This window comes from Marinobacter sp., from assembly GCF_035268745.1.
Lineage (GTDB): Bacteria > Pseudomonadota > Gammaproteobacteria > Pseudomonadales > Oleiphilaceae > Marinobacter.
Genome location: NZ_DATFKH010000210.1, coordinates 1 through 13597, shown reverse-complemented (window position 1 = coordinate 13597; position 13597 = coordinate 1). Strand labels below are relative to the sequence as shown.

Sequence of the window (13597 nt, the reverse complement as noted above, 5' to 3'; positions counted from 1 at the left end):
CATTAATCTGGCAAGGAAACCATGATGACAAGAACAACACTGGCGGCAACCGCCCTGAGCTTGATTTTTGGCCTGGTAGCGCTTGCCGGCTGCGCTGGCGGTCCTGAAGTAAAAAGTATCAAAACAGCGCCCGGCACTATCCAGTCGCCAGAGCATATTCTGGTTCTGGCTGTAAGCCCGAGGGAGCCAAACAGGAATGTGATGGAGTCGGCGCTGGTCGTTCGCCTCAATAAGGCAGGCTTTGAGGCCACTGAGTACGGCCCTGCCCCCTCTCTGTCATGGAAAGACCCCCAGAAACTGAAGCAGCAGGTTCAGGCGCGGCTGCAGGCGGACCGCGCCGACAGCGTTTTAACAGTGTCTCTGGTCCGTAAAAACAAACAGGTTGAGCATATTCCTCATCACGTTGTGTTCAATCCTATTACGGTTAGTTATGGCCCTCTGGCCTCGGCGACTTATATGGAGGCAATGTCGATTCCTGACACCTATAAGGAAACGACAGAGTACATCTTGCGGGCTACCCTCTTTCAGGCAGACTCCGGTGCCAGTGTCTGGCAGATGTTTTCAAGCACAGTCAACCCGGAATCACTGGAAAAAGCAGCGAACGAATATGCCCGGGTGGTTGTTCGCGAACTCAGTAAATCTCTTGACGATTCCGCACCCTGAACCCTGGTGCCCGGGCAATGCCGTCGGTAACAGTAAATCAGTGCTACCCGGAAATTGCAGGAAACAGGCTCATTCAGCGCTGGCTTGCGTCATCAATAAAGCGCAACTCTCTCGAACCGCAAGCGCAAGTCGCCCGAGCCATCCCGCATTTCGAGATGCTGACCAATAATCCGGTAGTCGGTCACGCTATCGAGCGTGGCCCGGAACTGTTCTGCCTGCCCCATACCCTCAAGGCAGGCTTTCAGAGTTGTCGCCATTGATGAAAACGTCACCGTCGAGTCCTCCTTTTGGTACGAACCAGCAAGGGCATTGCAACCGTCAGAACCGGCCACTCGCCCGTCCAGGTGAAATACCAGGTGGGGCTCACGCTGGTTTGGCACCCGCTGAACTCCCTCTGAGCCCAACAGAGTCAGCCGCCAATAGGTATTCTCCAGCGTCGCCCGCTGGACCGCAGACGGACAGGACTGGTCCGGCCAGGCACCAATAAAACGCTCCGGAACGAGCGTGCGAACAGGGCCCGATATCAAAAAACGGACCAGCTTCGCGATCCTGATACGACTCGCGCAGCACGTAAACACCATCAGGCAGCAGGTTCAGGTGCAGGTCAATGCCGGGACAATCTGCGCAGGGCAGCGTTCCTGAAAAAGTTGCTGGCAGCCTGCCGAGTTTTCCCTGGCTGGCGCATCGGCACGACTGATGTCCTCCAGTACGACCTCCAGCCAGGCATTGGGTGGCGCAGCCATTCGTTCCAGGTAAAGCGCTTCACCAGTGACCCTTGCCGTCCCCGATTCCAGGGCCGGTGAGGTACAGCCTGCCAATACGAAAAGCACGCCAACGCTCAATAAAACTTTCATTGCCACTCCACCTCTCGGGGTTGTCAGGAGTTGGTGTTATCCCGGCGACCTGAATCGATGGAGGGAGCTGGGCATTATTGGATTATAAAGACACGCTCCCGATAAGTAAGTCAAAAGTGCAGAGTTCAGGTGGCCCGCTCAGGACGAGCAGCTGTAGTGAGAGACTCCGCCGAGGTTAAACAGCGCTGACGGCTTCAGTCTGCCGTATTTTTCCCGGGTCTCTTCTGATTGCTCTTCGTAGGGTTGGGTCAGTACCTCCTGCAGCTCTCTGAGTGGCAGGTAGTCACCCGCGGCTGCCTGCTGATAGACAGGTACCACCAACCACTCCCGCATCGTATAGGCTGGATTGACGAGCTTCATCTGTCGGGAGAGCTTGTCGCGTCTGGAGAGCAGGTTGCCGTCCGCATTATCCGGGCCGAGTCCAACACGCGACTTCCACTGCGCAAGCCATTCTGACCAGCGCCTGCGCAGCCCTTCAGAATCGGCAGATGCTGCTTCACCCAGCGAGCTGTAAAAGCTCCTTTCAAGTGGTCCAACATCGTCTGGTAGCGCCGAAAGCTCGCGGAAGAAAAGCGTATAATCCACTGGCGTTTGCATCATCAACGTCAGAAGTTCGCGGAACAGCCCGGCATCAAAAGCATCAAGCCCCAGCTTCGCTGCCCACATCTTTTCCATTTCCGCCTGCATCACAGTCATGAAGTCGCCCTGAATCTGGTCGAGCTCAGCCAGTTCCTCCCGATGGCCGTTCAGCAGCGGCCGCAACGCCGAACAGAACATCCTGAAGTTCTGTTCCGCTGCCATGGGCTGGTTCATAAAGGAGAAATGGCTTCCGCCACCGGTCCATGGCTGGAAATGGGGGTCGAACACTTCGCAGAACCCGAAGGGGCCGTAATCCAGTGTGAAGCCGCCGGCGGCGCAGTTATCACTGTTAAAATTGCCCTGGCAGTAGCCGACGCGAATCCAGTTGGCAACCAGGGAGGCAAGCCGGCTGCGGAACTCGCGCGCGAGCGTCACGACTTTTGTGGGTGTCTCGGATTGCTGATCAATAACATCCGCGTACTCCCGGTCAATCAGGTGAAGCACGAGCTGTTCGAGCTCCGCCATCGCCGCGGGATGCTCCTGTTTGCGGGCGCGACGACTGAAGAGTTCGAGCTGGCCCACGCGGATGAATGATGGTGCAACCCGGGTGCAGATCGCGACCGGCTCTGCCATAAGCTGGTCCGGATCCCACATACGGGAGCCCTTCGAGTACCAGGGCCGCCGCACCTTCTCGGTTTTCGACACGTACAGGCTCAGCGACCGGGAGGTAGGCACTCCCAGCGCATGCATATGCTCCTGAGCCAGAAATTCCCGCACGCTTGAACGCAGGACTGCCCGACCGTCAGCGCCGCGGCAGTAGGGAGTCCGACCGCCACCCTTTAACTGCATTTCCCAGCGTTGACCGTTAATACTGGCCTCAAGCACCGAAATTGCACGGCCGTCACCGTAGCCGTTGCCGGTCTGGAACGGGCACTGCTGAACGAACTCGGTGCCATAGATGGAAAGCGCATAGCCAGATGCCCAACCGACCTTGCGCAGCGGCTCCGGAACCTGCGAAAGGTCGCCGGAAAACATCCGGACAAAATCAGGGGACTGTGCCAGGCTGTCAGCAAAGCCTAACTCGCGGAACAGACTTTTGCTGTGAGCGACGTATTCAGGTGCCTCAATGGGTGTTGGCATGACCGGGACATAATGCCCGGTAAAGACCTGCCGCGGCCTCTGGTCAACCCCATCCGGAGTTGCATCGGGATCAGGGTTCAGACTATCCATCAGCGAATAGTCTGCCATCGGAGCCAGCTCTTCCAGGCTGGTCACTTCAAAGCCGGTTGCTGGTGACAATAGATTCTCCATCAGTACCTCTGGTGATTTGAATAACCGTGTTGCATCGAACTCATTCTGTCAAGCTCCTCGGTATCAGGGGGCCGGGTAGGTTCTGGTCTTACTCAGGAACCGGCTGAAAACGGTCAGTGCTACTCCGAACGCAAGCGCGGCACTGCCGATATAGAACAGGAAGTAGTAACTTCCCCAGGCCTCATAGAGTGCCGACATGGCATAACCGGACAGCGCCTGGGCGATCGCAAACATTGCCGTGGCAAAACCCCAGTAACGTTTATGTTCGGCGGGGCCAACCAACTCGGCGATGCGCCCGGAGGTCAGAGCCACAATGCCAGGTACCATGGCACCGACGATGAAAGAAGACAGGGTCCGGCTGACCAGGGCAATTGACAGCAGAGGCAGAGCCACGGCAAGTGCCTTGGTTATGTAGGCCAGGGTGAGCCCAGTCTGGCAACCCAATCTCTGAGCCACCCATCCTGCGATCAATGGTCCGCAGACTGCGCCGATTCCGAACACCGCCCACTGCATTGAAGCGGCCCCGGTGCCAAGTGCCTGCTCCCGAGCCAGGTAATCCACCCAGAATACCGTATGGGGAACAAAGCCGACGGCATCCAGTGCATAAGCCGCCATGACACACAGCACCGCCAGTCCGGTAGCACTCCTGAATTCAGGTGGCGAGCCTGATGTCATGGCGGCTGGCGCCGGGGAGCGGGAAAGCTGGCGCAAACTGCGATCACAGACCAGACCCGCCACTAAGGTGAGCCCTCCCAATGTAAGCCAGGTCGCCGTCAGACTGATCTGCATGACCAGAGGAACCACCGAGGCCGACAGCAGCGCACCCAGGCCAATGCCGGTAAAGACCAAAGTGCCAACAGTCGCACGACGAGCCAGAGGTGTCGCAGTCAGGGCCGTCGCAGGGCCTACCACAATCAGAATCGCGCCGGCGATCCCCGCTACCAGCCGCCAGACGAAGAACCACTCGAAGCTGGCCGGTTGCGCGCAAAGTATGAAACTCAGGGCAATCGCGGCGAAACACAGGCCCATGAGCGGGCGAAGTGGCATCCATTCAGACAGTCGGTGACCTGACAGCGCGCCGATCAGGTAACCCAGCAGATTGGCTGCACCCAGGTACGCTGCCTGACTGTCAGCAAACCAGTCCTGCTGCACCAGCGCCGGTAGCAGCGGCGTATAAGCGAAGCGGGCAACCCCGACGCCTGCCAGCGTTGCCATCATGCCAACAAATAATGCCGGCAGGTCATTTCTCTTGATCATCGGCCCGGGTTCCCATAACAAGCGGGTGACGGCGTCGCCGGGCAGCAAGGCACTTCCGTGTGCCGACTCAACATGCGGCCCGAGTGATCAGGCCCTGTTTGTACCAGAACTTCAATCTGCCGGGGTTAGAAGAAACCTAGCGGATTGGTGTCATAGCTGACCAGCAGGTTCTTGGTCTGCTGGTAGTGGTCGAGCGCCATCTTGTGGTTTTCACGACCAATACCCGACTTCTTGTAGCCACCAAATGCGGCATGGGCCGGATACTGGTGATAACAGTTTGTCCACACACGACCAGCCTGGATGGCACGGCCTACACGGTAGGCACGGTTAATATCACGGGTCCACAGGCCGGCACCCAGACCAAACTCGGTATCGTTGGCAATCGCCACCGCTTCAGCTTCGTCTTTGAAGGTGGTCACACCCACAACCGGCCCGAAGATTTCTTCCTGAAACACCCGCATATCGTTGCGGCCCTTGAACAGGGTCGGCTGGACATAGAAGCCATTGTTGTAGGCGTCGCCCATTTCCTCACGGCCGCCACCGGTCAGCACTTCTGCACCTTCCTGCTTGCCGATATCGAGGTAGGACATGATTTTGTCGAACTGCTCCTTGCTGGCCTGGGCACCGACCTGAACGTCTGTATCCAGCGGGTTGCCACGCTTGATGGACTTGGTACGGGCAACAACCTTGGCAATGAACTCTTCATACATGTCTTCCTGCACCAGAGCGCGAGACGGACAGGTACACACTTCGCCCTGGTTGAAGAACGCCAGTACCAGACCTTCGATGCACTTGTCGACAAACTCGGGCTCTGCCTTCATAACGTCGGAGAAATAAATATTGGGAGACTTGCCACCCAACTCGACTGTCGAAGGAATGATGTTCTCTGCCGCGCATTCAAGGATGCGCGCACCCACGGGAGTCGATCCGGTGAAAGCGATCTTGGCGATGCGCTTGCTGGAGGCCAGCGCCTGGCCCGCCTCCATACCAAAGCCATTAACGATGTTAAGAACCCCTGGTGGCAACAGGTCACCAATCAGCTCCATCAGTACCAGAAGACCGGCGGGGGTCTGCTCCGCAGGCTTCATGATCGTACAATTGCCCGCCGCCAGACAGGGCGCCAGTTTCCAGGTTGCCATCAGGATCGGGAAGTTCCACGGAATGATCTGGCCGACCACGCCCAGGGGCTCATGGTAGTGGTAGGCAACCGTGTTGTTATCAATCGCACTGGAGGTATCTTCCTGAGCCCGGATACAGCCGGCGAAATAGCGGAAGTGATCAACTGCCAGTGGCAGGTCGGCGTTAATGGTTTCACGCACGGCCTTACCATTGTCCCAGGTTTCTGCGACCGCAAGCATCTCGATGTTCTGCTCAATGCGGTCGGCAATTTTCAGCAAAATGTTGGAGCGCTCGGTGGTGGACGTGGCACCCCAGGCTGGAGCGGCCTTATGAGCGGCATCCAGAGCCAGTTCGATGTCTTCCGCACCAGAGCGCGGAATTTCACAGATCACCTCGCCGGTTACCGGTGTGATGTTCTCGAAGTATTGTCCTTTTACCGGGGCGACCCATTCGCCACCAATGTAGTTCTCGTAACGGGATTTGAAAGAAACGACTGAGCCTTCTTTGCCAGGATTTGCGTAAATCATGATTTTGACCTCTTGTTGTTTTTAGTGCGGGACAACGTAGCCTTTCGCGACGTTGCAACAAATAATAGGCCACAAAGCCGGCAACGGAAATGATTCGCTGCACTCGACCCGGCCATACTCTTCCACGTCGAAACGCGGATGCAAGCGCTCGATCACACTCAACACCTCGCTGAAACTCCGGGGCCGAATGAGTGTCGTTAAAAATAAAGCAGACCTTTTTCGCCACCAAAAGCAGCGCTCTTATTCAGGCGCAGGTAAGCCGAGTCGCGGCTTCAGGGATGACCAGTTCGGTAGGTCTTTGATAGCTATGTGGATTTACTTTCCAGGCAAGGTCACGGTTCAGCGACGGCAACTGCGGTATAGTCGGAATTCAAACTAACAAACTGTCAGATGAATAAGGATGCAGAACCCAATGTCAGCACATCCATCTGAAATTAAGCACTTTATGAAGGGATTAAAAAAACGGAATCCACACGAGGCGGAATTCCATCAAGCCGTGGAAGAGGTCGCCGAGTCGGTGATGCCCTGGTATCTGGAGCATGAAGACTACCGCAAAGCACAGATTCTTGAACGACTGACTGAACCTGATCGTATCATCACCTTCCGCGTTTCGTGGGAGACCGATGACGGCGATATTCGGGCGAACCGTGCCTGGCGTGTTCAGTTCAACCACGCGCTGGGCCCGTATAAAGGCGGCTTGCGTTTTCATCCAACGGTTACGCAAAGTATTCTCAAGTTTCTCGGTTTCGAACAGATATTCAAAAACAGCTTGACCGGGTTGCCGCTGGGCGGGGCCAATATCGCCGGTTTTAAAAAAGTTGCCGACGCCATGATGGCTTACGGCGTCTTTTAGTAAAGCCGGTTCATCTTTTATCGCTGTTCCCCGCGCTGCTATTGAAAGCGTGGAAGTAAAGCAAAGGAATCAGCACCAGGGTGAGCAGGGTGGAAACAAGAACACCGCTTGCCAGGGTCAGGCCCAGTGGTTCGAGTGAGGGTTCAAATATAAGAACCCCGCTTCCGAACATGACGGTGGCGGCGGTAAGGATAATGGGCCTGGTGCGCTGCGCTCCTGCCTGGACGACGGCTTCTTTCAGATCCATCCCGTCGTCCAGCCTTTTCTCAATGAAGTCGACAAGCAGAATGGCATTACGGGTGACAATGCCGCCCAATGCGATGACGCCGAGCACACCGGTTCCGGCGATATTGATCCCCCAGGCCCAGTGTGCCGGAATCACGCCGATGAAGATCAGTGGAATTGGCAGCATGATCAACAAAGGCAAACGGTATGAGCGAAACCAGCCGGCCAGCAACACGTAGATCAGAATCATAACAATCAGCCCTGCTATTCCCAGGTCCCGGTAAACATCCCGTGTCATTTCCCATTCGCCCGACCAGTAGAGCAGTGAATTGCCGACTTCATCCGGTGGTGCAAGCCAGTGTGCTTCGGTATCGCCAACCTGGACCGGAGATTCCATCTGTACCGTCAAGGGTTGTGCCCGGGAACGGTCCAGATCGGCAAACACCGTTGTTACCGGCAAAAGCCCGCGCCGGAACAGGGGGGCTTCCCCGGCTGTGTAGTTGAAATCAACGACGGACTCCAGGGATACCGGCTGGCCGTCGACATTCATGACATACAGGCTTTTAATGGCCCGCTCTGTTTCCCGGTCCGGTTTTGCCAACCTCAGTATGATCGGAATGGGCTCCCGGGAGTTTTTCCTGCCTGACCAGTTAGCAAGAGTTTCTCCCTGAATGGCAAGATAAAGGCTGCGGGTTACTTCCGCCGGGATAACGCCGAAGGTTGCGGCCCGCTCCGGATCAACATCGAGATTGAGAGTGGGAAGTGGTCGTGAGGGGCTTTGATCGGTGGAGATTACGCCCTTCTGTTTACTGAGCCATTGCTCAATCTGTTGAGCGACCGCGCGCCGGGTTTCCGGATCCGGCCCGTAAATCTCTGCCGTAACGGCCCTGTCGCTGCTGGGCCCGGAAGGGATTCGGCTTACATGACCTTTTCCGTCAAAGGGTTCCAGCCAATCACCGAGCTTGTGTGCAATTTCCCGGCTGACTTCATAACTTTGTCGGTCCCGCTGGTGTTCCGGAACCAGAATCACATGCAGTGTCAGGTCGCCGGGTGCGCTTTGCTCGGGAGAAGGCATGGTTTCGGGTGGATAAATCAAGGGAGCGGAAAGCCCGGAATAGACCGTGACTGCCCTGACTTCCGGAATTGCCCGCAGGTGGCGGTTGATCTGCGAGGCAGCCGTGAGCGACTCGGTCAGGGTTGATGCAGGCGGCAGTTCGATGTTGACGGCAAACAGATTGCGGTCCAGCAGAGGGGTCAACCCGATCTGGACATTTCGGAAAGCCACCAGTGACATGCTGGCTATAAGCAGGATCACAAGGCCCAGATAGAACGCCCAACGCAGCCAGTTTGCAGCCAGGAACGGAGCAAGAATCCGGCGATAACGGGCAACGAAAGGGGTGTCTTCGGTTGCCTGATTTCCGGCATGGCCGTTTTCCCTGGTGCTATCCGATGCAGCGGCATCCACCGTCAGAAGCCGAAAGCCGAAATAGGGCGTAATGGTGAGGGCAATCAGGAGTGAAAACAGAACGGCGGCCGAGGCACCAATCGGAATGGCCCGAACATACTGCCCCATTTCCCCGGTGATGTAGGCGGTAGGCAATAGCGTAGCCACCACCAGCAAGTCGGCCAGAATTGTCGGGTTTCCCACCTCGTTTACCGCCTTGACCGTCAACTCGCGGGTTTTTTCTCCGGCCCTCTGAAAATGACGGGACACATTTTCCAGCATCACCACCGCATCGTCCGAGAGTATGCCAATGGCCAGGATCATTGCGGCGATGGATACCGGGTTAAGGGTGAAGTCGAGATGGTGGTAGAGATAGGGAACAACTGAAAGCGAGGCCGGCATCATGATGGCAATAATCAGGGCAGCCCGCCAGCCAAGCCCCAGCCAGATAATACCGACAACGACAAGGGTACCCGAGAGGAGCTGGAACAGCACATTGTAAACCCGGTCTGTAGCGTCTGCACCAGCATCGTGGGTGATTTCCAGCTGCACGTCAGCTGGCAGTGTTGTGTCCGCAAATTTCGCAAGACGCTCATTCACCTGCCGGGTAATGTCACTGACATTCATGCCTTCAAGCGTGGTTACAGCCAGGGTGACGGCGGGAAAGGGAGCTGACTGCCCCTGTTGCCAGTGCAGAACGGCCTGATTTTGCTCGACCCGGCCCATCCGGATATCCGCCACTTCATCCAGATACACCGGGCCACCACCGTCACTACCCACCGGTATGCGGCCAAGCTGTGTCGTGCTGGTAAAAGCCATTCCCGCCTGAAGGTCTGTTACTGGCCTGCCCTCCAGCCGGCCTGCCGGCACCTGGCGGGTTGCCCCGGCAACGGATTCGGCCAGCTGGTTAAGGGGGATTTTCCTGGCAGCCAGATCCGTTGGCCGGGGCAAGATCTTGATAGCAGCCCGGTCGCCGCCAAAGCGCGCAATATCCCGCACGCCGGAAATGGTGAGAACCTCTGCCGATAGTTCGCCGGCCAGGTCGTCAAGGCGGCCGGGCCCAAGGACCTTGCTGCCGATGGTAGCAAGGAGAACCACCAGCCTTGCCTCGCCAAAGGTCTGGATTTTTACAGGGCCGGCCATTTCAGGCAGTTCGTCGGCGCGGCCGTCAAACACTTCATTGAGCTGGGAAAAGGCGGTGGCTTTGCTGGTTCCCGCCTTGAATTCAATGGAGAGAAGGGCCGCATGACTGGAGCTGCTGCTTCGCACCTCGTTGACCGAAGCAATTTCATGGACCCAACTGGACGCCCGACGCGCAAGCTGCTCGTCAACCCGATGGACGCCAGCGCCGGGCCACGGCAGAAGCACCAGGGCTGTAGGCACGTCAATGTCTGGTCGATCCTCTCGGGGAGTTATCAAAAGCGCGTAACCGCCCAGCAGTAAACAGGCGATTACGAAAAGGGGTACCACGGGAGAATCCAGCAGCCGGTTGGCAATGTGCCCTGCCAGACCCAGCCGTGCCTTATCCTCACCCATCGACTGCACCAGCATTATCAATAATCACCGGCTGGCCATCCTGCAGATCAGCAGAAGGATTCAGAACGACTCGATCACCGACGTCAAGCCCGTGACTAACGGGGATCAGGCCGCTCGTGTTAACGGGCGTGATCGCTGTTTTGATCCATCTTAAATTAATCACAGCCGGTTCGTCGGACCCCTGTTCATCCGGGCTCTTCACCACCAGCACTCCGGTCAGTTGCCCCCGGCGGATGAGCGCCGCCTCCGGCAAGCCCACCCATGCAGCATTCTGCTGTTGCCGTTCCACGCCGGCCAACGGCACCACTACCGAGACGACCTGACCCGGCGCGATGGCCGAGGTATCCGCACTCAGGTCAAGCCGCAGTCGCTGGCCAGTGCCGGTGTCGTTCAACGCCGGTATCACCCCGACCAATCGTGCCTCGAGCATTTGCCTGTCTGGACCGACAATGACCGAGAGCGATTGCCCCGGCCTCATTGCGGCGGCCTGATTACTGGAGACGGGCACGTCAACCCTCATGGTCTGGCGCTCCTCCAGAATCAGCAGCGGCTGTCCCGGGCCGACAAAACTGCCCGCGTCCACCAGTTTTTCAGAGACCAGCCCGTCAAACGGGGCTTTCAATCGGGTATAGCTGAGATTGGCCTGCTGCGCTTTGAGTTCGGATTGCGCCGCCTGGCGCTGCGCCTCCAGCTCCCTCAGTCTGACACCGGCCCTTTCGGTGCGCACCCGCGCGATCAGATCCTCCTCATAAAGCTTCTGGAGTCGCTCATTATCCAGCCGGGCTTGCTGAACCGCAGCCTCGGTTGCTGTGACCTTTTCCCGGGCGGCCGCAATGGCAGCCTTGATGTCTCTGGCGTCAATGGTTGCCAGCAATTCGCCGGTGACTACCGGGTCCCCTGGCTCCCTGGTAACGGATATCAGGGTACCGGCGATTCGGGTACTGAGGATGGCGCGGGCTCCGGGCCTGACAATGCCTGGTAACTGACGGGTTGACGGGTAATCCCATTCACTGACTTCAGCCACGGTTACCCTCCGGGTTTCAGGAGTTTTCTCTACACCTGGTGGCGTCTGGTCAGAACAGCCTGCCATCGCAGAGAACAGGACAGTGAGCAGGATCAGAGGGCGTATGAAGGTGTTCATCGCAGTTGCTCCGGAACCGCGGCAATCGGGTCGTAACCGTACTGAAGATAATAATTCATGCTCGCCATTACGGTCTGATACCGTGCGTCGATAAGCGCCATGCGTTGCCGGTCAAGCCGTGCCTGCGAGGCAAGGAGATCTGTCATCGAACCGATGCCCTCTTCATAGCGTCGTGACGCGAGCTGTTCCGCCCGACTGGCCGCCTCAATTGCCTTTTGAGCTGCATGCCAGCCGGCCCAGCTGGCTTGCCAGCGGCTCATGGCGATGGCCTGTTCCCGTTGAATGCGACGTTTGATTCCATCTAGTTCAATTCGGGCCTTCTGTTCCTTCGCTCTGGATTCGGCAATTCTGCCCCGCCGGCCAAATCCGTCAAAAATGCTCCATTGAAGGTTGATGGCCACCAGCCAACCGTCTGCATTTTGTTCCAGAGGCTCATTGCCTTCAACCCACTGCTGTCTGGCCAGAAGATTTACTCTGGGGATCCACCCGGCCTCAGATGCCCGGGTATCTGCATGGGCTGCCGCCACAGCTTTTTGCTGTGCCTGCAGGTCTTTTCGTGCCTGAGCAGCATCAAGGCTGACGGGCGGCGACGGCCGTGGCAGGGAGGTTGAGAGTTTCAGTTGCTGATCAGAAGCCATTCCCAGCAGACCTTTCAGCTCAAGCCGAGCCTGCCGTCTGTTTGCCTGTGCATGCTCCAGACGCGCCTGAATGGCAGCAAGTTCGGCATCTGCCTGTTTGGTATCCAGTAGCGATGAGAGCCCTTCCTGGTAACTGGTACGTGCAAGCGTGGCGGCCTCTCTCGCTGCATCACCGGCCGTCCGGGTTGCTTCCACCTGTTGCTGCGCTCGCAGGACGTTGAAATAAAGACGGGATACCTCCAGACGAAGGGCCTGTTGCCCCCACCCTTCAGCATGGCGACGAGCATCAACTTGCAATGATGCCGCTCGTCGTAACTGGATGGCATCCGCATTAAACAGAGGCTGGACCACCTGTACGCCACTTACTGTGCCTTCCACCGGGCCGAAATCCGTGCGCTGGATGGTGGGTGGGATGCCCGGAGAGGGAACCGGGACCCCGGTAATCAGGGAGGAGTCCGCGCGCAGCCAGGAGGCGTCAGCGCTGATAGAAGGGAACCAGGCCTGTCTGGACTGTTGATGAACAGCCTCTGCCTGCCGGGTTTCAGCCGAAAGCGCCCGCAGCGCGATAGCTTCCTGCCCGGCAATCCCCAGCGCCTGGGTTAATGACATGGCACTGATGGTCGGCGGAACCAGAAGACTCACCAGTGTAAACGCCCATTTAGAAAGCAACGGAGCTCCCCTTCGCCGTTTTACGTTGGATATAGGTTGTTTCCTGGGCGATTACTGCCTGGCGCATAAACCAATATTGCCAATAAGGGTACCAATTTAAAGCCACGATGGCTTTGCGGTTAGCTGAAAATTCAGGATAATTTACCGAAACAGGGGTCTTCAAGACTCCCATGGCGGCCACAAAGAGCGGCCTGGTCGTCGCACTGCCCTGATCCGGCCGGGTCTCCGGAGCGGATCAAAAAGACCACAGGGTCACAGGGCAAGGCCGGACCCGTTTCGCTGATAATACAACCGGGGCCCAAGCAAAATGATAGCAGCTGTAATTCTGGCCCTCGGGGTCACCGGGTGGGTTCATTACCACCTGGCTTTCCAGGTTCGGGGTACCGTCCAGCTTTGGGCCGGGCGCATCATGCTTCTGTTGGTTGGGGCAGGCTTTGGCTGGGCGATGAGCCAGGTTTACACGGACACTCATGGGCTCGCTGCGTCATGGGTTTTCGTGACCTCTTTTGGCGTAGCTCATCTGCCCGCCGCAATCATCCTCTGGCTTAAAAAGCAGCGCGACAAGAATTAAGCGAGCCCGACGTTTCGACTTTCCCGCAACGCAAAAAGCCAGTCGTTTCTGACTGGCTTTTTTCAATAGTGGTAGCGGGGGCTGGATTCGAACCAACGACCTCCGGGTTATGAGCCCGACGAGCTACCAGACTGCTCTACCCCGCATTAAAACTTGTTTTTCACTTCAACTTCCGAGGCGCCTGCATGGTCGGCCTCAGAACCCGGAGGT

General features: G+C 57.4%; 11 protein-coding genes and 1 tRNA gene. 3 read left to right on the top strand and 9 right to left on the bottom strand.

Translation table 11 applies throughout. The features are described from left to right. Nucleotides 1–21 precede the first annotated feature (21 nt). Nucleotides 22–663 (top strand): hypothetical protein, encoded by a 642-nt coding sequence (locus tag VJ956_RS13960; protein ID WP_324085649.1) that lies wholly within the window; start codon nucleotides 22–24, stop codon nucleotides 661–663. Nucleotides 664–755: 92 nt separating this feature from the next. Here the strand turns inward: VJ956_RS13960 and VJ956_RS13955 are convergent, their stop codons facing one another. The 5 genes from VJ956_RS13955 to VJ956_RS13935 all read right to left on the bottom strand — a co-directional run bounded on the left by VJ956_RS13955 (nucleotide 756) and on the right by VJ956_RS13935 (nucleotide 6310). Next, nucleotides 756–1190, bottom strand: a complete 435-nt coding sequence (locus VJ956_RS13955; protein ID WP_324085648.1) for an META domain-containing protein — start codon at nucleotides 1188–1190, stop codon at nucleotides 756–758. A gap of 66 nt (nucleotides 1191–1256) precedes the next feature. Next, nucleotides 1257–1517, bottom strand: a complete 261-nt coding sequence (locus VJ956_RS13950) for a YbaY family lipoprotein (protein WP_324085647.1) — start codon at nucleotides 1515–1517, stop codon at nucleotides 1257–1259. Nucleotides 1518–1655: 138 nt separating this feature from the next. Further along, nucleotides 1656–3407 carry a protein adenylyltransferase SelO gene (locus tag VJ956_RS13945; protein ID WP_324085646.1) on the bottom strand — a complete coding sequence of 584 codons (1752 nt, stop codon included), beginning with the start codon at nucleotides 3405–3407 and terminating at the stop codon, nucleotides 1656–1658. A gap of 63 nt (nucleotides 3408–3470) precedes the next feature. Further along, nucleotides 3471–4664, bottom strand: coding sequence for a YbfB/YjiJ family MFS transporter (locus tag VJ956_RS13940; protein ID WP_324085645.1), 1194 nt, complete (start codon nucleotides 4662–4664; stop codon nucleotides 3471–3473). Between the two features lie 125 nt (nucleotides 4665–4789). Further along, nucleotides 4790–6310: an aldehyde dehydrogenase family protein gene (locus VJ956_RS13935; protein ID WP_324085644.1), complete on the bottom strand. Its 1521-nt coding sequence runs from the start codon at nucleotides 6308–6310 to the stop codon at nucleotides 4790–4792. A gap of 412 nt (nucleotides 6311–6722) precedes the next feature. On the opposite strand from VJ956_RS13935, the gene VJ956_RS13930 reads away from it, so the two are divergent. Beyond that, the gene (locus VJ956_RS13930) at nucleotides 6723–7163 is read left to right on the top strand and encodes a Glu/Leu/Phe/Val dehydrogenase dimerization domain-containing protein (RefSeq protein WP_324085643.1); all 441 of its coding nucleotides are present in this window, start codon (nucleotides 6723–6725) and stop codon (nucleotides 7161–7163) included. 10 nt (nucleotides 7164–7173) lie between these two features. On the opposite strand, the gene VJ956_RS13925 is transcribed toward VJ956_RS13930, so the two are convergent. Genes VJ956_RS13925 through VJ956_RS13915 form a run of 3 tightly spaced genes read right to left on the bottom strand, consistent with a single transcriptional unit; the run spans nucleotide 7174 to nucleotide 12816 of the window. Continuing rightward, nucleotides 7174–10368, bottom strand: a complete 3195-nt coding sequence (locus VJ956_RS13925; protein WP_324085642.1) for an efflux RND transporter permease subunit — start codon at nucleotides 10366–10368, stop codon at nucleotides 7174–7176. Beyond that, nucleotides 10361–11509 (bottom strand): efflux RND transporter periplasmic adaptor subunit, encoded by a 1149-nt coding sequence (locus VJ956_RS13920; protein WP_324085641.1) that lies wholly within the window; start codon nucleotides 11507–11509, stop codon nucleotides 10361–10363. Before VJ956_RS13920 ends, VJ956_RS13925 begins: the two co-directional genes overlap by 8 nt. Then, a complete protein-coding gene (locus tag VJ956_RS13915) occupies nucleotides 11506–12816 on the bottom strand; it encodes a TolC family protein (protein ID WP_324085640.1) in 1311 nt (436 codons plus the stop codon). The genes VJ956_RS13920 and VJ956_RS13915 overlap by 4 nt, the downstream gene beginning before the upstream one ends. Before the next feature lie 307 nt (nucleotides 12817–13123). Here VJ956_RS13915 and VJ956_RS13910 point away from each other — a divergent pair, with 307 nt between their 5' ends. Further along, nucleotides 13124–13387: a hypothetical protein gene (locus tag VJ956_RS13910; RefSeq protein ID WP_324085639.1), complete on the top strand. Its 264-nt coding sequence runs from the start codon at nucleotides 13124–13126 to the stop codon at nucleotides 13385–13387. Nucleotides 13388–13456: 69 nt separating this feature from the next. Here VJ956_RS13910 and VJ956_RS13905 read toward each other — a convergent pair. Further along, nucleotides 13457–13533, bottom strand: a tRNA-Met gene (locus VJ956_RS13905). Between the last annotated feature and the right edge of the window lie 64 nt (nucleotides 13534–13597).